Here is a 17,690-nt window from a genome sequence, read left to right on the forward strand (position 1 = left end):
AACTAGCGGATATTTATTTGGAAGAACCAATACGTAATTTAGATTATCGTTGTATATTACCTAGACATTTAATTCAAATTGCAATGGATACGGATGTAATATGTATTAATGATTTCATAGTTAGTGATGATGAGAAACATAGAACAAAACAAGTCCGCTTTTATCAAAACCATGGATTTATTTAAATTCAATGTTTTTTAGTCTAAAATGACAGAATAAATAACGGAGCAGATCCTATCAATAATTCCTTATCTTTTGTTATATATTCGCTTAACAAAGTATGGTACGTGAAATTATTATAATATTTACCTCATATTCATATTATTTTTTATAGTATTATATTAGTAGAAAATTCATTATCCTTTGTATATAGGTACTCTATAGTTCTGTTGCAAAGTTTCACAAGAGATTGATATATATCGGCTTGTATAACTAAATATTATGCGGACATTAGTAATTGTTATAATTCATTGTACGTCAAAAAGACGAAGTCTTTTTTGACGACTTCATCTCTGTTTATCTAAAGCATGAATGGTTTTGATTCCTTTTATCGTATATGAAGCATGATGGAGGTTTTGAAATCCTGCAGATTTGGCAAAACAACGCAATACGTTTAGGCCATATAATATCAGTTCCAATGACTTTTTACTTTATTTTTCAAAATAAATAACACTTTTATTAAAATGAAATCCTCTTCATGCACTGTTTTGATATACGAATGTAAGGGTCTTTTCCCGAAAGTGAGATTACTTTATGCTCACTATATTTTAATGCTATTTTTGATTATCATTTAATTTTTTCACTATATTTTCCGGAACATCTTTTTTCTTAACGACTGTCACATCATTCATTCTAGTATCGCTACCTTTTTTTGTAGCTTTGATATATGTTCCAATTGGATACTTGCTCCTAGAATTAAAACCTAAGTCAATTTTGTTTAAGTCTTTATCATATCCAATTAAATCATAACTATAAGCTTCAACACCGTACTCTTTTCCAGTAGAGTCTATCTTAGGTTCAGCTGTTACCACTCCATAAACATCTGTTTTACTTGCAAAAGGATTATAGCGACTCAGATTACTACTCACGTCATCTGAGTTCCCACAACCAGCTAATCCGATACTAAATATAACAGCTAACATTAATATACAAAAAAATTTTTTCATAATTTATCTCTCCTTTTTCACTTGATTTTTAATACTTTCATAATATAGCATCTAAACTAACAATATACTCTTACATTAAATATAGTTTAACCTTACAATTTCGTAAGGTTAAACTATGCTATACTACATCAATCTTAACTAAGAACTAAATATCGGTAGATGTAATGCTACTTTTTTATCATAAAGAATGAATCTATTTTCAATGTTTTAAGCTGTGTTCTTTTTCACAAAAAATAACACAAGATTTTCATATGTAATCCTTTTATTTATCTTCCTTAGAAAAAAGGCTGGATTTTTCAAATAATTCAATTCAGTAAGTATTTTTTATTAAATGAACATTTATCTAGATAATTCATGCAATATCCTACAGAGAATGTTTGTTCATATAATTATTTGTATCAAAAATAGCAATTATATTTTTGTTGTAAAGTTTCTCTAAGAATTATTTGTACCAATTAATAGTTGTTTTTTCATAATAAACAAAAGAATTAACCTAATAATGTTTATATTCTGATATTTTTATTTTAAAACGAGTGTTTTTAATATACCATAATATAATTAATGTACTATCACATTATCTTAGTCGCTTCAAACTACTAAGACTCTAAGTTCTTTATTTCTTCAATATAATGGATTTTTTAGAAAATAGAATGAAAAAAGTGTACTTCAATCTCTAATAATAATTTTTTAGAGCGTAACACTTGAATTTAACAGAGCATCTGACATAACTCGATATATTTCAAACGAACTTTTACATATTAATATCAATCAGGCATCGCAAACCCTATTCTATCATAGAAAAAGGCTGCGAATAATTTATTTCCACCGATTTGCTTCTATCCCTTTTTTTGATATATACTATTATTGAGGATAAACTTATTGGTTCCTTTACCAATAAGTTTATCCTCAACTTTTTGAATTCCAACACAAAGAAAGAGCGCTTCAAGATGAAGTGCTCTTTCTTTGTGCTAAGGCCATAACTTCTAATATTAGTAACAGCGCGCACAATAAGATGTGTTCTAAAAATATCTTTACACCTATAAACTAATTTTCTCTATTTAATGAGTCTCTCTGTCCTTATCTGATTAACAGTAAAAAGGATTATTACTTAATATCCTTACCTAAATAGGAAAAAACTAGCATTGATAAAAAATGATAGACACTCAAAATATTGAAAATAAACAGCTCCTCATGTGTTGAAACAACTTGACAAGATTCAAATGAAGAGGTAGGTTATATACCTGTGTAAAAAACTTGGTTTATACAACCGACACGTTGTGAAAGATCGGGTCTCATGCCAACAACTTTCATGACACACTTAGCTGTATTTATCAAGAAACACATGGGAACAGTTTACGGATTTGTAATGATGAAAAAATAGAATATAGTGTATGTCGTAATAACATACACTATACGTGAACTGTATATCTATAACCACATTTGGATGATTTACCAAAAGACATCTTCAAATGTGGAAGCTGCCTCTTTGATGCTTTAAACCACATTTTCAAAAAACAAACATATAAAAATGAATTCACCTTTAGCATACACTTTTTTTAAACATCAACTACTATCTGAAAGTCATACACTTTTCTTAGTCAGAGACTTATTTACCCAAAAAGGAGAGGAATATCATTTTCCTTTATGCATAATAAAATATTCCTTTCCAAAATCACGTAATATATACATTTCACTTCATATGTGACGAAATTGTTAAATATAGGAATTAATAAAGATTGAATCTTACTTAAAAAGAATTATTGATATGTACAAATAAATTATAAAGGGAAAATCTATTATGTTTACAATAAAACAAAAACTAGTAACTACTCTAACACTGTGACGTGGATTTACCGTTCGTTCTGCACCCGCTTTTGCAGATTCAACTACACCTTCTATAAATCATACTTCAATTTAATCTGTTAAAAAACAAGAACAAAACACCTTTCAAAGATATTTGTGATACTTACATGACTATTGTGGATACAACTATATTGAATAAAGCATTTTTATACCAAGAAAACTGGGAGTACTTAGTAAATCAAGATAAAATACTAATTGTTCCTGTCCCTGACAATACTTCTTATGCTTTAGGAAATAAATTAAATATTTATTTTAAAGTAATAGCTGCTTCACTTCCACCTATTGCAATATCACCTACTATTAAAAAACAGCAGAATAATATACTTTATTTTTCAACATAGAATTCAACCCAACTTATTATACTTCCTTTATAATATACAAAGTCTAAAAACTCTCACTCTATCTATTATAAAGGGGATTTTTGGTAATTCTATCTAGACACCCCAACATTTATCCTCGTTATTTATACAAATTTCATCATAAAACCCTCTCCTAAACTTCCCTGTAATTCCTTTCATAGTTAATTAATAATTACCATCGGTATATAAAATATAAATTATTTTACATTTAAAGTACAATAAAATAACTTCTGTTAAGTGAGTGCCATTATAGAAAAAATTCTATGCAAAAATGTTGAGAGACACCAATGGGGCAACAGAAATGATTGATGCAAAGGTCTTTCTTAATGTAATTATGTTATACAGCAACCAGGCCCAATAAGAGGCATACAATGAATTGAGAAAGGCACTCTATAATAGCAGATAAAGAGAGAATTATGAATAAAACCACTCCGCCAATCAATATACCTAATAGAGAGAACCGTTATAGCTAGCACTAGTGCCGTCGATAATAGAATTAAAAGTTTCATTTCTATTTTATTAAAAAAATTCTTTTCCATCTTTTCATGTTTATTTGGTATAGGCTTTTATATAGCGAAGCTAGGCTGGATTAGACATATAGAAGATTTTTAAAATCAAATCAGGAGGATTCAATCAGGAACATTCTTGTTATTTATTGGAATCTCCATTTGGCTTTGAGTAGCAGATCAAGCTAATAGCAAACAGCTTGATTTAATTCTTAAAATAGGTGTGATCCTAATACAGAAATGAAAAAGTTCATTAATGCTTATAAGAGCGTGAGTTCTCCATTAATAAAGAAAGAATTTTCACAAGTGAAAAAGAAACTTTAAAAAGAAATGTTTTAGGCAAGAAGCTTTTACTTGATAACTACTGATGGTGCACCCGAAGACGTGGTAAAAGAGTATATCGAAAATCAAGAAGAGAATTGAGGTGTAGGCTATGTTGAAGGGGGATATAAGTATTATATCTACCCGAATAAAGATCAAAAAATGTTTTTCGCAAAACTATTTGGATGTGTGCGTTTTGTCTATAATAAAATGCATACTGATAGAATCAAATCTTATAGAGAATCACAAGATAAACCTGATAAATCTATCAAATATTCTACATCTGTACAATATAAAGCTGATTTTCCGTTTGATAGCTTGGCGTTAGCTAATGCCCAATGAAATCTAAACAAGGCATATAAAATATCAAGTTCATCTTTCTATAAAATTAAGGGTAATGAAATTTTTTTCGTTTTAATTGATTTTTATTTAAATTACACAGATAACCCTTAACGATATAAATCTGATAGTTTGAGTTTATCACAGTGAAAATGAATTAGTAGATATTCTTCTTCTTTTTTATCTTGTTCCTGCTCTTCTTCTACAGATAACCCATTAAGATGTGATTCCATAAGGTTGATTCCGTCTTGAATTAATGCTCTACTAATAAAACCTTTTACCTTTTTAAAAAATTCACAAAGATAGTTCCACATATTAACTCCTCCTTTATCCTATTAATAAATTTAAGTCCATTAAACCCCAAAACACCTTCCTTTTGGGGTTATCCAATTACGTCGTACCTATAAAAATTTAGAGGTACAAGACACAAAAAACCTTTACTCAAAAAGGAGCAAAGGTTTTTTATACAACAAATAAATCATTAGAGCGTTTCTCTTTTATTACCCAAGAGATGCTTTCACAATATAATATATACCTTCTCCCTCGTTGAGTTTTAGCACTGTATAACATAGGTTTGAAACCAGCTACATTAAGAAGGGCCTTCATTCCGACCGTTCCTGTTGACCCATTGGCGTCTCTCGACATTTTTGGGCAGCAGCGTTTCTTTATACAGGAGCCTCACCTAACGGAGACCGTTCAATTCTATTCCAAACTTAATATCTATTTTTATATTTGTCAACCCTATTCTACAAAATAATAATCGATATTGTTTTAAAACTAACCTGTTTATCACTTCATAAAATAGCATCCCTAACAACAATAAAAATTCACCTGCATAACTAGAAAATAAATTTTTATTACGCCGTATTAATGTATTAAATTCTCTTGGTATTGCTAAGTCACACAGATTGTACAGTAATAAATTTAATATTTCGATAAATTACTTGTTGTGCAATAAATATCCTATTGATAGTATTATAAAATTCTATCTAAAAAATGCGTATACTACATTCCCCTAATGATTTTGATACTAAAAAGTGAGAGAAACATAGCTATTTCTAACAAAAATTAAGTTTTTATTCAATATTCCACATTTCCAAATATTACATTTTAATTTAAAAAAAATGTTGATATTTTTAAATTAACCGTTATATGTTTACAGTATAAAAAAAGTTATTACTATTATTGAGAGAGCTCGTCTTGTAACAGTATAAAACATGTATTACAATAAAATTGAAAAATTGGCAAAAGAAAAAACATTTCCCAACCGACCAAAGTTTTGAAATGTTCTTTCCGTGCATAATAAGGCCTCTAAAAGAGACTTATTTTATCAAATTATTACTTTTAGTATACATTTTTTAAAATAGGGATGCAAGGGGCTTAATTTCTTATGCTTGAAATTTGGAAAGAAAGCCTTTTTTCTTTTGTCTTTAAGGAGATAAAAAATTATGGCTATTTTAAGAAAAATTCATTTGAAACACGGTTTTATTCAAGTTCCAAACCAAACGGTACGCGCATCTTATACAAGTATTTCTTTACAAGCTGTAGGCCTTCTCGTTGATCTAATGTCATATCCAGAAGATTGGGAGTTACATAAAACTGAAGTTTATCAAAGATATGCTAAAAATAAGCGAACTTCTGTAAAAAGTGCTTGGGATGAACTTGTAAAGGAAAATTACATTATTGAATTTAAAGTCCGCCAAGGCCGAAAATGGGAGTATTTCTACTATGTAAGGCTTATTCCATTTACTAAAGAAGAAAATAAAACCTTATATAATCAAGCTATCAGGGAATTTGGAAGCAGTTTGCATTGGGATGTTGATTTTCAACAGTCCAATATGGACAGTCCAAAAACCACATATAATAAATACAATACAAAACAAAAACAAAAACAAATAAATATTATTGATGATGATATAACAAGTGTTAATCAACTCACATATTCTGAAGAAGAATTAAATATTATTATTAAAGATTTAAGGAAATTAACAAAAAATGAGTTAACGACAAGGTCTTTTAATGCAGTTCTAAGAATAGTAAAAGACAAATATTTACAAGGGAAAATTAAAATTAGCTTTAGAGAATATTTTATGAAAGCTTTAAACAAAAAAATAGAAGAGTTAGAGGAACGAAGAATAAAAGAAAAAGCCAAACAAGAATTAAATTATTCTCGTCGCAATATTGTTTCTACACCTTATACTGGTAAAGTCCCTATTTATAATTGGCTAGAAGAGGATAGATAATTAAATTTCACTATACTTAAACATTGAATATTAATAAAACTTATTGACAATTTCTAAAACATCTTTTATGTTTTTAATATAGTTAAATAATCTCTGTTAGGTGAGGCTCCTGTATAGAGAAACGCTACTGCCCAAAAATGTCGAGAGACGCCAATGGGTCAACAGGAACGGTCGGAATGAAGGCCCTTCTTAATGTAGCTGGTTTCAAACCTATGCTATACAGTGCTAAAACTCAACGAGGGAGAGGTATATATTACATTGAGAAAGCAACTCTTGGATGATAAAAGAGATGTGCTCTAATGATTTATTTGTTGTATAAAAAACCTTTGCTCCTTTTTGAGTAAAGGTTTTTTTACATAGTTTCTGTTACTTCTAGCTTAAGACAACAAAAATTATTATAGTAAATACACTGACTCCCCCATTCAACATCCTAACAGACTATTTGAAACGGAAAATTCTGAAATAGGAAAGTCTAATGATTTAGATTTTCCCGTTATTTCTACATTGCAGATTCAAATTTTTTGAGATTCAGTTCTATGTTAGCATTTTTATCACAATGTATGTCACAAAAAAGGAAACTTCACTCACAAAGGTTTAGATCTTCAACGTCTTTATTTAAAAACCGTTTGATATCTCTTTTTATTTCAAAATTTATTTCAGTAGATACTCTCCTTGTCCCTCTTACCTCGCGATATGATAAAATACGAAAAGTTTCTAAAATGGATTGTTCTTAAACAAATAGCTACGGTAGATAAGTGATATGTTCTTTAATCTATCTATATTGCTATCCATTAGCAATTGTATTCTACCAGACTTGTCAGATAAGCTATTCTCTATAATAATTCTTTCTTACAATTAGTAAGATGTTTTTATAAGATAGTGTCAATATATAGTATGTATCTATAATGATTTACTTGTTATAATTTAAATCGTAATGATTACGCTTTTATTTTGGTATATCAGGAGGTAAAACATGAAAAAATCCCCCTTTATATCATCTCAAGTTTTTTAGGTAGTGGAAAAACAACACTATTAACTCATATTTTAGAGCACTGTAAAAATAAGAACATGAAACCTGCCATTGTACTAAACGAATTAGGTAAAGTTAACGTTGAGACACATTTATTTGGGGGTGATTATATATTGAACTATTAAATGAGTGTATTTGTTGTACAATTCAAGAAGATTTAAGAACAACATTAACTACTCTTTTATATGCACATTCTAAAAATCCTATTGATATTCTATTCATCGAAGGAACGGATGTTTCTAATCCGTTAGAAATTGTAGAAGCAATAGTTAGTCCACCTCTTCTCCATTCCTTTGATATTCAATCTATTATTAGTCTTATTAGTGCAAACAATTATTTAGAGAAGCAAAGTATTTTTTCATTTAAATCTGTTCGTGAGTTACTTAAATATCAAATTACAAGTGCCACTATGGTTATAATAAATAAAGTAGACTTAATAAATAAAAAGTAATTACAGAAGGTACAAATGAAACTTAAGAAATTTATAAACACAAAAGTAGTCACAAGTTCTTATGGAATTGTAGATGTAGAAGAATTGTTAAAAAAACGAACAAACACATTTGTATAGTCATCTCTTCATTCTATATGTCATCACAATCTAGGATGTACCTCCAATATCTAAGAAGCAATTTAAAAAATGGTTCAACTCTTTACCAACAGGTATTATAAGAGGTAAAGGTTATATAGCATTAAAAGAAAAAGAAGGTGTTTATCCATTTCAATATAGTTCCAATCAATTAGAGATTAGTAATTTTCCTCAAGAAAAAATTATGGAACCATGCATTGTTTTAATTGGAAGTGATGTGGACATTACTCATGTTCAAAATATCTATACATCTCAAATTTCTTTACAATAAGTCGATTTCAAGATTGATAAAAGATGAAAAGAGCGAATTCTCTTTTTAGGAAAGAACCATATGAAAATTGATAATGGTCGTATTATCCTTTTCATAAATCGTAATAATTATTATTTATATTTGTAAAAGGAGAAAGATTAAATTATGAAAAAATGGAAATATGGTGTCTTAGTAACTGCTTTAGTTTTTTCGAGCGCTATTGTGGGTTGCACTAAGCAAGATATAACAAAAAGTAATCAAAAACAAGGCAAGTCTCTTAAGGTTGTAACAACATTTTACCCTATGTATGATTTTACTAAAAATGTTGTTGGATCTAATGGAAAAGTAGATATGTTAATTCCTGCTGGAACTGAACCACACGATTTTGAACCCTCTCCAAAAGATATTGCTAAAATTGAAAATGCCGATGTATTTGTATATAACAGTGATTCTATGGAAACATGGGTACCTAAAGTACTTAAAAATCTTGATAATAAAAAAATAAAAGTGGTAGATGCAAGTAAAGGGATTTCACTTATGAAAGGCACTACTGAGGATGCAGAAGATAAACAAGCTATTAATGGACAAAAACAGTTACTGGATCCTCATGTATGGTTAGATCCAGTTTTAGCTCAAAAAGAAGTAGAAAATATCAAACAGGCAATTACAGAGGTAAATCAAATTCATAAACGAGACTATGAAGAAAACGCAAGTCTTTTTACAGAAAAGCTACAGGATCTAGATTATGAATTTAGTAAAACACTTAGTAATGCAAAACATAAAGAATTTGTAACACAACATGCAGCTTTTGCGTACTTAGCAAAAGAATACGGTCTTACTCAAATTCCGATCGCTGGTCTTACCCCTAATCAGGAACCAAGTCCAGCCAAATTAGCAGAACTTCAAAAATATGTAAATAACAATAATGTTAAAATAATTTATTTTGAAGAAGTAGCCTCTCCAAAGATAGCAAAAACCCTAGCGGATGAAACGGGGGCAAAAACAGTGGTATTAAGCCCAATTGAAGGAATAACAAATGCGGAACAATCCAAAGGAATTGATTATATTAGTTATATGAAAAAAAACTTAGATGCATTAAAACAATCTATTATTTAACGCTCTTCCCATAGAGGGACTAGTTGAATAACGTTAGTAGAATTCTTACTACCAAAAACAAAGTATATTTATAGTATCGCTGACATGCAAATTTACAGTGTACCATCACTACACCCATAACAGATCATATAGAACCGTAGATTATACAGTACAGTTACCATACCGTACTGATTGTTAATTCTTCATTGTACTTTAGCGTTTTATTCTTGAAGACACGTCTTATTTTACATACGAAAGGAAATTAATTGTGCAGCCTCATAAACTATTCGTTTTTCAGAGAACATAATCATTCTAGAGTTTTTTTGCAGAACTTGAATAAACTTTAACATGTTTTTCTATGTACAAGTGATACTTTCACTACATACCTAAAGATTGACTGAAGTTCTGTGGAGGTTTTCTCTTATCACCAACTCTGTAATAAAAATAGTAGTGCGTTTTACGATTTTGTAAAACGTACTTTTCTACTTATACCAAAAGAAAGGAAAAGTGCAGATTTTATGAACCTTATATGTATAAATCAAGTTTACTTTAAGTATGGAAATGAGACCATTCTAGAAGATATTTCTCTAGATATAAATAGTGGTACATTTATTACAATCACTGGACCAAATGGAGCAGCAAAATCTACTCTTTTGCGAATTATGTTAGGTTTATTAAAGCCTTGGAGAGGAACCGTAAGTATTAATAAAATAAATGAACAAGGACAGAAACTTATTATTGGTTATGTCCCTCAACAAGTCTCTTCTTTTAATATAGGATTTCCAAGTACAGTGTTGGAGTTTGTACAATCAGGTCGCTTTCCCTGCGGAAAGTGGTTTCGTTCATTTTCTAAATCAGATCATGAACATGTTAAACAAGCATTACTTGAAGTCGATATGTGGAATTTTCGTAGGAGTAAAATTGGAGAATTATCAGGAGGACAAAAGCAACGTATTTGTGTCGCTCGTGCCTTAGCTTGTGAACCAGATATTTTAGTTTTAGATGAACCTACCTCTGGAATGGATTTTGAAAATCGCTATCATTTCTATCAATTACTAAGACATCATGTCACAAAACATAAGCGAACAGTCATAATGGTTACACATGATTTAGATGAGGTAAAGATTTATGCAGATAAAAACCTTAATCTAAAAAGAAAGGAGAATACAAATTGGAGATGCTTCACTTTGGATTCATGCAACGAGCGTTTTTAGCCGGCGGCTTAATCGCTATCATATCTCCGATTTTTGGACTATTTTTAATTTTAAGGCGTCAGTCGTTGATGGCGGATACCCTTTCTCACATTTCGTTAGCAGGGATAGCGCTTGGGCTAACACTTCATTCCAATATTAATTTAGTCATGATTATTGTTATTATCATTGGTACATTAGGAATTGAATCTATGAGAAATACCTATCGTACGTATTCAGAATTATCCATAGCTATCCTAATGGCAACGGGTTTATCTTTCGCCCTTGTCCTAATGAGTTTAAATCAAGGTGGCTTCTCAACTAGTGTAGAACAGTATTTATTTGGATCTATTATTACTATTAATAAAGAACAACTTTATTTCTTAGTTGCCGTTTCTATCTTAGTAGGAATCTATTATCTAGTGTTTCAACGTCCTATGTATGTACTAACGTTTGATGAAGATACAGCTTTTACAAGTGGGCTTCCTATAAAATGGCTATCGTTGTCTTTTAACGTATTAACAGGCCTAACCATTTCTGTTATGATGCCCATCATAGGTGCACTACTTGTGTCAGCACTTATGGTATTACCAGCTGCTATTGCGATGCGTATGGTAAAAGGATTTAAAGTGGCTGTTCTATTTAGTATAACAATAGGTATCATTAGTATGTTTTTAGGACTTACGTCTTCATATAAATTAGGGACCCCGCCTGGGGCAACCATTACACTTGTCCTTGTATTATTTTTACTTTTTGGCTTATTTATCCAATGGGTTTGGAAATCTATTTATTCTAATCGTGTATAGAATAAATAGATTTCTATTTGACACTCCCCTAAAGGGACAAACTGATTAGTTGGTGAGATTCTTACTACCAAAGGCAAAGTCCATGTATAGTATCTCTGACGTGCAACGTTATAGTGTACCATCACTACTCCCATGACAAACTATATATATTCGCGAAATACAGTATGGTTACCGTGCTGATTGTTAATTATGTTCTAGCGTCTTGTTCTTGACGACACATATTGTTTTACACACGAAAGGAAATTAATTGTGAAACCTCATACAATATTCGTTTTTCAGAAAATATAATCATTTTCGATTCTTTTTACATAACTTGAATAACTCTTAACATGTTTTACTATGCAAAAGCGATTCTTTCACAACATACCTAAAGGCGAACTAACGTCCTTCAGGGGACTCGTACCGCAAAATCTGTAAGTTTGACTTGAAAATAATAATATAGGAAATATAGAGTTTTTATAGACTACTAGATATATATAATTTGATATTTAATCATCAATTATTTTTCCAGAATTGTACCATATTGTAGAAGAGATGTCATAAAGAAAATCGATTTCTGTAATTGTATAAATTATAAAAATAAGCCGATTCTTTTAATTGGAATCAGCTTATTTTCTATTTACCAACTACAAAAGACACTACTATACTATATTATATAAATGAATAAACTCCTCATTCCTACATTCTACTTTGAACTACTCACCACTAACGTCCTGATATAATATTTATAGTAGAGAATTCTCTTGAATTTTCGTTAACAGCTTTGATATACATACGGTGTTTTCGGAGGAGTAATTTTCTTTATTTTAGTAACTTTTATAAAAGTGAAAATAGTATTCTTTGCCGTTGTTTTATCCAAACCACCTGTGATTTGGACCCATTTCCCCTCCTTTAGAGAAGATATTCCTTTACATGTTGCTAACATCCCCCATACTATACATCTGCTACACAATAGGTAGTTTCATACCTTGAAATAAAAATTTTATTTTGACTAAAATCCTTTTCTCTGTGAATAAATCCATTTAGTATAATGTCCTTTCCTTTAACCCCTTCGACATTCGCCAAAATGAGTTTAATTATGGATATATAATCATCTGCGACACGAATTGTATTCGAATTCATCAATTTTTTGTGATTTATCATAATATTCTCCTAGATATTGCTGAATAACAGGAGTAAATGATTCTCCCGCATCTGCTGACAAGTTAGTTAAAGTATAATCACCCGTATCCTTCTTTATTTTCTCTCCTATGAAATCTAATTCTCGTTTCGCGGCAATACTTTCATCAATTGTATAATTTAAAAGTAAGAATGCTGTAACAATTGGAATAAGAAAGAGAGAGTAGAATAACAGGGCCCCTCGTTTAGTGCGGGGAAGATGTTAATCTTGATTAAAACACCCACACAACTATTTTTCTCTTTTTTAAAACTCTCCATATTTGGACAATTACTAATATGATTACAACTTTGTTAAACTTCAAAATATATGAGTTGTTTAACAAGGTTTTTTGCGTGAATATAAAAAAGGAATTTTCTAATATTAATTTTCTGGAATTTAAAATGTATTCCTTAATTTTTTTGTAATACAATAATCTGCATTCCTCTCTCTTCTTAGTCACTCCTATAGGATTTATTTTTATCATTTCACTCTTTTAAAATGCTGCATATCTCCTCAAAACTTTATATTTTTACTAAACCGAATTTCTATACCATTACAAGAATCTTTCCAACTTTATTAAAATTCAAGCGGCATTTAACTGGCACAGTAAAACTTATAATTGTAAAGAGATTAATTATATATGAAAAAAGCCAATTATCCCATACTTAAAGTAAGGGATAATTGGCTAAAAAAAGAACAAGGAGAAGTATACTATTTATCTAATTAAAACTAGAGAAATTTTATTGTTTCCACACCTTTCAGCATACAGCTTAAATCTTTTTATATCTCTTGAACTTATAGGGTGTTGCTATATGCTCAAAGGAAGGGAAACCCTTCCCTATAAATCTACAATCAAATAAGGAAGTAAGAAATATATAGATACAACCACTTCTTTTCTATATATTCTTTACACTATTCAATATAACACACACATCCTAACAAGTTGTGTTTATTATGTGAAAACAGCCTGAATATTAGGTGAACTAAAATTTTTTAGAGAATATCCCCTTTTTTAAATAATTGCAGCTTATACACTCAATAATGAGCTTTAATATCCTTTTATTCTAATTTTTAATCCTCTAATCATTTGGGTATATTAACCAAATCGATATGCTTATTCATTTGTTCGCAATTTAAGGTGAGTTCTTTTAAAGTGGCCCAATGAAATAAGACAAGGAAAAAACATCTCTTATGGGAACGAGAAAATCTTATTCAGAAGAAATTAAATGGAAAACAATCGAGCTGAAAAAACAAGGGTACACAAACAAAGAAATTATGGATCAATTAGTAATTAAAAATAAAGCACAGATTAAAACTTGGATGAAGTGGCATCGTGAGGTGAAACGTATCGTTTTAGTCACCCTGTAGGAAAACAAAGTACGCTACAAAAGGCTAGTGAAGAAGGCAGAACTGAAATAGAGAATCGAAAATTAAAAATGCAAATAGATATTTAAAAAGTACCACGAAATCGAGAGGAGTTAGTTAAAGAAGTAGTTACAGAATTAGTGGAGTTGATGAAAAATGAGCACTCTATTATATATATTAATTGATATACCTCGTTCTACTCATTATCAATGGAAAAATAAATCGAAAGATATAAAGGAAGCAAAATTAGAACAGGTTATTTTGACAATTTGTATGACAAATCACTTTCGATATGGACATCGAAAAGTTACTGCTTTATTAAAATGAACATATAATTATCACTTAAATCGAAACTTTCAAGCTACCAAGCCAAATGAAAAATGGGTTACAGATATTACATATTTGCCATTCGGTACAGAGATGTTGTATTTACCAAGTACTATAGATTTATATAACAATGAAATCATTGCGTATGAAATAAGTAAAAGACAAGACGTAACACTCGTCTTAAAAAAAGTTGAGAAGGCGATAAAATCACAAAAAGAAGCTGAAATTATACTACATAGAGATCAAGGGGCCTTATATATCTTCTACGCTTTCTAAACGTCATCTAAAGAAAATAGTATTACACCTCAAGCATGTCCGGTAAAGGAAACTGTCATGATAATGCTGTAATAGAATCTTTTCATTTCTCATTGAAATCTGAACTATTTTATTCACAAGAAAAACAACTACATTCAGCTTCTACTCTCAAACAACTGATTCACGATTATATTGAGTATTATAATACAGAACGTATTCAAGAAAAATTAAACTACCTGTCTCCTATAGAATACAAGAAACAGGTAGTTTAGATGTTTTTTTATTTTTATAATACTTTCAAACTTATACGTTATATGTGAGAAAAATGAATAGCTAGATTTTTCATCTCAGGATGGATTTTAAATTAACCGATACTATATAATTCATTTAAAAAACAGGAGAGCTATAATAACCAGCAAAAAAAATATGGATGACGCTTCAATACAATGTATGAGAGTGTATCTTGCAGTAAAAGTATTAGAAAACGTTTACTATATACAAAAATCATCAGCAGGTCTCATTTTACATGCTAACTTAGGAACACAATATACAAGTTAAGAATTTCAAACCTTACTCGCATAATTTTAAAATAAGGCCCTCTTTTAGTAAAAAAGTTATCCGTATGACGGCGTATACATTGAGTCGTTTCATGCCATTTTTAAGAAAGAAGAAGTATATCGCACAAAATATTTCACGTTCGAACAAATAAATCCAGCACTATTCCAATACATTGAAGGATTTTATAAATGTAAAAGAATCCTTCAATGTATTGGTTATAACTCCCTCAAGCAATAGACAATCTGGCTAAAGAAGTAGCGTAGACTTAACCTTTTTGTGTCCAAAATATTGACTCAAATTCAATTTTATATCTAATAGATTAATTATAAAATTTATAATCTAGATAATATTAATATGCAGAAGTTACGAGCAATTAAAATTGAGAATCAACATTACCGTAACCTATTTTTATACCTAAAAATCCAACGATTTCATAAGCTTTTAAATTAGTGATAGAATAGTATATTTCTAACCCTTTCCTTTCCGCATGTAATATCTTACCACGCATTTTTGATAAATGCTGGGAGACGGTAGATTGCGGAACAGCTAATATCTCCGTTAACTGTTTCACATTACATCTTTTAAGGCGAATTAACTCAATAATAATTTGTAATCGGACTGGATGTGCTATGATTTTTAACATTTCCACATCTTCTTGGGTTATTGTATTCTTCATTTTATTTTTAAGATTTACCATTAGAAAATCTCCTTTATTATTTATTGTGTTTATTTAACTTTATATACCTAATTAGTAAGTAGTATTCTTCATTTCATACTAGTAAATTTTTAAAATTTACTATGCTATTTATCATATAATTTAATTTTGTAATTCATGTGAATCTAATAAATAATTTCTGTGAACTATCCTAGAAACTTAAGTAAAAGTATATTATTTGATTATTAGTTATATTGGTAGATATAAATGAGTAGTAGCCTGATGTAAAATAATTAATCCTTCAGTAAAACCCCTTGAAAAATGGCTTCAAAAAATTGTGGTATAAAAATATCCGCATTAGCATAAGAAAAATAATATCCATACTCTGTAGCTGAAGAAGGTTTGATAGTTAAAAAAACTATCATTTCAAATATATATACTACTTGAATAATCAACTTGTATTAACAGTATTCCCGTGACTTAGAACTTATAATTCCTTACCTTGTCATTTATTCGTATTTTCACATTTTTTCTAAGGAGAAATTATTTTTTGATAATTCTGATTACCTTGCGCTGGATGCATATAATTTTAGTATCTTAACAAAGACATTACAATCTTTTTAAAATAATCTAATAATGATAACTTTGTTTGACAAGAAATAGAAAAGAATGTGCACAATAAAAATTAGTATAAAAGAAATCTCCCACTTTTTTGGGAGATTTTTAGTGTATTTATTTTTAACAATGTATATGAACTTTTATTAGTCCATAACTCTAAGTTTGGCAATTACAATTTTTAATAAATCTCTAGCGAATGATGGTTTTGGGATGAACTGAAACACCAAGTTTTTTTGGCCTTAGAGACATCGAGATAGCTTAAAAAACGACAATAGTAGCCAATGGCTAACAATAAATATCTTGTTTGAATTGTTTTCCTTTAACATATCTCACCTTTAATTCCCCTCGCCTTATTTTGCAAAAGCTTATCTTTCTTTTAAACATTTTGCACCAGAACCACCTCTGTGTTACCTCGAATATAGAATCCGTGTTCCATTTCGCAATCTTGAACAATGAATCTCCTATTATTATTCCAGTTGATAATATATTTAATAAATTTCGAGTTTCATCTCTTACATTCGTTTACTCGGGACGCGTAATTTGATATGTTTTTACTAGAATTCCCGTTACTTTTGCCCTGCACCATATTCTGCGTACTTTTTATTTGTGTATGTGCTTCCTTCTGTTGCCTTCATATAACATACTTGAACTGCTGATGATTTAACTGCTTGCCAGTTAATATCTCCACTATAGAGTGAAATTTGTATTTGAACGGCCTTACATAAAATCACTCTTTCATATACAGATATAGTTTTAATTTTTTTAATAAAAAAAATCTTAAAGATTTCTCATTAGATATCATTAAACTATCTAATAAAATATATTTTCGCTACCTATAATAGTACATTACTTTTAAGAACTTCTTTTTGTTTTTGACGATGCCTTAAAATATATGAATTTGTTACCATCGTATAAAGAGCTATACCCCAACACATAACGTTTACAATCATACTTATAACATTATCAAATAATGATATATCCCAATGAAGCAAGTAATAG

Annotated in this window: 18 protein-coding genes, 5 pseudogenes and 2 riboswitches; of the genes and pseudogenes, 15 read left to right on the plus strand and 8 right to left on the minus strand. The window is 29.6% G+C overall.

Annotation, left to right across the window (positions count from 1 at the left end; genetic code table 11):
* Positions 1-460 precede the first annotated feature (460 nt).
* Positions 461-614, minus strand: a pseudogene (locus DN407_RS32630) (IS6 family transposase); the annotation flags it as partial.
* 159 nt (positions 615-773) lie between these two features.
* Positions 774-1,166, minus strand: coding sequence for a YxeA family protein (locus tag DN407_RS31110; protein WP_149217203.1), 393 nt, complete (start codon positions 1,164-1,166; stop codon positions 774-776).
* A 1,994-nt stretch (positions 1,167-3,160) separates the two neighbouring features.
* Between DN407_RS31110 and DN407_RS32845 the strand changes: the two genes are divergently transcribed.
* The 3 genes and pseudogenes from DN407_RS32845 to DN407_RS31125 form a co-directional block, all read left to right on the plus strand.
* The gene (locus DN407_RS32845) at positions 3,161-3,370 is read left to right on the plus strand and encodes a hypothetical protein (protein WP_347402782.1); all 210 of its coding nucleotides are present in this window, start codon (positions 3,161-3,163) and stop codon (positions 3,368-3,370) included.
* A gap of 743 nt (positions 3,371-4,113) precedes the next feature.
* Positions 4,114-4,317 (plus strand): annotated as a pseudogene (locus DN407_RS31120) (IS200/IS605 family transposase); the annotation flags it as partial.
* Between the two features lie 60 nt (positions 4,318-4,377).
* Positions 4,378-4,554: pseudogene (locus DN407_RS31125) on the plus strand (helix-turn-helix domain-containing protein); the annotation flags it as partial.
* A gap of 110 nt (positions 4,555-4,664) precedes the next feature.
* Here the strand turns inward: DN407_RS31125 and DN407_RS31130 are convergent.
* Complete coding sequence (locus DN407_RS31130) at positions 4,665-4,868, minus strand: hypothetical protein (RefSeq protein WP_149217204.1); 204 nt, start codon at positions 4,866-4,868, stop codon at positions 4,665-4,667.
* A gap of 218 nt (positions 4,869-5,086) precedes the next feature.
* Positions 5,087-5,251: riboswitch (M-box (ykoK) riboswitch) on the minus strand.
* Between the two features lie 751 nt (positions 5,252-6,002).
* On the opposite strand from DN407_RS31130, the gene DN407_RS31140 reads away from it, so the two are divergent.
* The 7 genes from DN407_RS31140 (at position 6,003) to DN407_RS31170 (ending at position 11,754) form a co-directional block, all read left to right on the plus strand.
* Positions 6,003-6,797: a hypothetical protein gene (locus DN407_RS31140; protein ID WP_149217206.1), complete on the plus strand. Its 795-nt coding sequence runs from the start codon at positions 6,003-6,005 to the stop codon at positions 6,795-6,797.
* Positions 6,798-6,882: 85 nt separating this feature from the next.
* Positions 6,883-7,049, plus strand: a riboswitch (M-box (ykoK) riboswitch).
* Between the two features lie 699 nt (positions 7,050-7,748).
* Positions 7,749-7,952: a GTP-binding protein gene (locus DN407_RS33085; protein ID WP_179955857.1), complete on the plus strand. Its 204-nt coding sequence runs from the start codon at positions 7,749-7,751 to the stop codon at positions 7,950-7,952.
* Between the two features lie 20 nt (positions 7,953-7,972).
* Entirely contained in the window at positions 7,973-8,278 is a 306-nt protein-coding gene (locus DN407_RS33090; RefSeq protein WP_481748654.1) for a GTP-binding protein, read from the plus strand.
* 214 nt (positions 8,279-8,492) lie between these two features.
* Entirely contained in the window at positions 8,493-8,684 is a 192-nt protein-coding gene (locus tag DN407_RS33095; RefSeq protein WP_481748655.1) for a GTP-binding protein, read from the plus strand.
* Between the two features lie 144 nt (positions 8,685-8,828).
* Positions 8,829-9,779: a metal ABC transporter substrate-binding protein gene (locus DN407_RS31160; RefSeq protein WP_149217207.1), complete on the plus strand. Its 951-nt coding sequence runs from the start codon at positions 8,829-8,831 to the stop codon at positions 9,777-9,779.
* 497 nt (positions 9,780-10,276) lie between these two features.
* Positions 10,277-10,972: a metal ABC transporter ATP-binding protein gene (locus tag DN407_RS31165; RefSeq protein ID WP_149217208.1), complete on the plus strand. Its 696-nt coding sequence runs from the start codon at positions 10,277-10,279 to the stop codon at positions 10,970-10,972.
* Positions 10,930-11,754, plus strand: coding sequence for a metal ABC transporter permease (locus DN407_RS31170; protein ID WP_481748650.1), 825 nt, complete (start codon positions 10,930-10,932; stop codon positions 11,752-11,754). The genes DN407_RS31165 and DN407_RS31170 overlap by 43 nt, the downstream gene beginning before the upstream one ends.
* A gap of 754 nt (positions 11,755-12,508) precedes the next feature.
* On the opposite strand, the gene DN407_RS33100 is transcribed toward DN407_RS31170, so the two are convergent.
* Together DN407_RS33100 and DN407_RS33105 are read right to left on the minus strand one after the other, a co-directional pair.
* Positions 12,509-12,679 (minus strand): TIGR03943 family putative permease subunit, encoded by a 171-nt coding sequence (locus DN407_RS33100; RefSeq protein WP_481748651.1) that lies wholly within the window; start codon positions 12,677-12,679, stop codon positions 12,509-12,511.
* A gap of 8 nt (positions 12,680-12,687) precedes the next feature.
* The gene (locus tag DN407_RS33105; protein WP_481748652.1) at positions 12,688-12,897 is read right to left on the minus strand and encodes a TIGR03943 family putative permease subunit; all 210 of its coding nucleotides are present in this window, start codon (positions 12,895-12,897) and stop codon (positions 12,688-12,690) included.
* Positions 12,898-14,104: 1,207 nt separating this feature from the next.
* On the opposite strand from DN407_RS33105, the gene DN407_RS31940 reads away from it, so the two are divergent.
* From DN407_RS31940 to DN407_RS32635, 5 genes and pseudogenes are all read left to right on the plus strand, one after another.
* Positions 14,105-14,281: a hypothetical protein gene (locus tag DN407_RS31940; protein WP_179955851.1), complete on the plus strand. Its 177-nt coding sequence runs from the start codon at positions 14,105-14,107 to the stop codon at positions 14,279-14,281.
* A 153-nt stretch (positions 14,282-14,434) separates the two neighbouring features.
* Positions 14,435-14,605 (plus strand): transposase, encoded by a 171-nt coding sequence (locus DN407_RS31175; protein WP_149217209.1) that lies wholly within the window; start codon positions 14,435-14,437, stop codon positions 14,603-14,605.
* 93 nt (positions 14,606-14,698) lie between these two features.
* The gene (locus tag DN407_RS33110) at positions 14,699-14,881 is read left to right on the plus strand and encodes a hypothetical protein (protein ID WP_481748656.1); all 183 of its coding nucleotides are present in this window, start codon (positions 14,699-14,701) and stop codon (positions 14,879-14,881) included.
* Between the two features lie 35 nt (positions 14,882-14,916).
* Positions 14,917-15,132, plus strand: coding sequence for an IS3 family transposase (locus tag DN407_RS33115; protein ID WP_149217210.1), 216 nt, complete (start codon positions 14,917-14,919; stop codon positions 15,130-15,132).
* A 142-nt stretch (positions 15,133-15,274) separates the two neighbouring features.
* Positions 15,275-15,681: pseudogene (locus tag DN407_RS32635) on the plus strand (IS3-like element ISBce13 family transposase); the annotation flags it as partial.
* 110 nt (positions 15,682-15,791) lie between these two features.
* Here the strand turns inward: DN407_RS32635 and DN407_RS31195 are convergent.
* The 3 genes and pseudogenes from DN407_RS31195 to DN407_RS31200 all read right to left on the minus strand — a co-directional run bounded on the left by DN407_RS31195 (position 15,792) and on the right by DN407_RS31200 (position 17,422).
* Positions 15,792-16,115: an ArsR/SmtB family transcription factor gene (locus tag DN407_RS31195; protein WP_149217211.1), complete on the minus strand. Its 324-nt coding sequence runs from the start codon at positions 16,113-16,115 to the stop codon at positions 15,792-15,794.
* A gap of 768 nt (positions 16,116-16,883) precedes the next feature.
* Positions 16,884-17,024 (minus strand): annotated as a pseudogene (locus tag DN407_RS33120) (IS6 family transposase); the annotation flags it as partial.
* 233 nt (positions 17,025-17,257) lie between these two features.
* Positions 17,258-17,422: a GH25 family lysozyme gene (locus tag DN407_RS31200; RefSeq protein WP_179955859.1), complete on the minus strand. Its 165-nt coding sequence runs from the start codon at positions 17,420-17,422 to the stop codon at positions 17,258-17,260.
* Positions 17,423-17,690: the final 268 nt, after the last annotated feature.

Source organism: Bacillus sp. JAS24-2, from assembly GCF_008274905.1.
Classification (GTDB): domain Bacteria; phylum Bacillota; class Bacilli; order Bacillales; family Bacillaceae_G; genus Bacillus_A; species Bacillus_A cereus.

What these genes read in the sequence shown, in the direction of transcription:
- DN407_RS31165 (WP_149217208.1), top strand. Translation starts at nt 10,277, where the DNA reads ATGAACCTTATATGTATAAATCAAGTTTACTTTAAGTATGGAAATGAG.
- DN407_RS31130 (WP_149217204.1), bottom strand. Translation starts at nt 4,868, where the DNA reads ATGTGGAACTATCTTTGTGAATTTTTTAAAAAGGTAAAAGGTTTTATT.
- DN407_RS31940 (WP_179955851.1), top strand. Translation starts at nt 14,105, where the DNA reads ATGGGAACGAGAAAATCTTATTCAGAAGAAATTAAATGGAAAACAATC.
- DN407_RS33110 (WP_481748656.1), top strand. Translation starts at nt 14,699, where the DNA reads ATGTTGTATTTACCAAGTACTATAGATTTATATAACAATGAAATCATT.
- DN407_RS33115 (WP_149217210.1), top strand. Translation starts at nt 14,917, where the DNA reads ATGTCCGGTAAAGGAAACTGTCATGATAATGCTGTAATAGAATCTTTT.
- DN407_RS33105 (WP_481748652.1), bottom strand. Translation starts at nt 12,897, where the DNA reads ATGATAAATCACAAAAAATTGATGAATTCGAATACAATTCGTGTCGCA.
- DN407_RS31195 (WP_149217211.1), bottom strand. Translation starts at nt 16,115, where the DNA reads ATGGTAAATCTTAAAAATAAAATGAAGAATACAATAACCCAAGAAGAT.
- DN407_RS31160 (WP_149217207.1), top strand. Translation starts at nt 8,829, where the DNA reads ATGAAAAAATGGAAATATGGTGTCTTAGTAACTGCTTTAGTTTTTTCG.
- DN407_RS31110 (WP_149217203.1), bottom strand. Translation starts at nt 1,166, where the DNA reads ATGAAAAAATTTTTTTGTATATTAATGTTAGCTGTTATATTTAGTATC.
- DN407_RS31140 (WP_149217206.1), top strand. Translation starts at nt 6,003, where the DNA reads ATGGCTATTTTAAGAAAAATTCATTTGAAACACGGTTTTATTCAAGTT.
- DN407_RS33100 (WP_481748651.1), bottom strand. Translation starts at nt 12,679, where the DNA reads ATGTTAGCAACATGTAAAGGAATATCTTCTCTAAAGGAGGGGAAATGG.
- DN407_RS31175 (WP_149217209.1), top strand. Translation starts at nt 14,435, where the DNA reads ATGAGCACTCTATTATATATATTAATTGATATACCTCGTTCTACTCAT.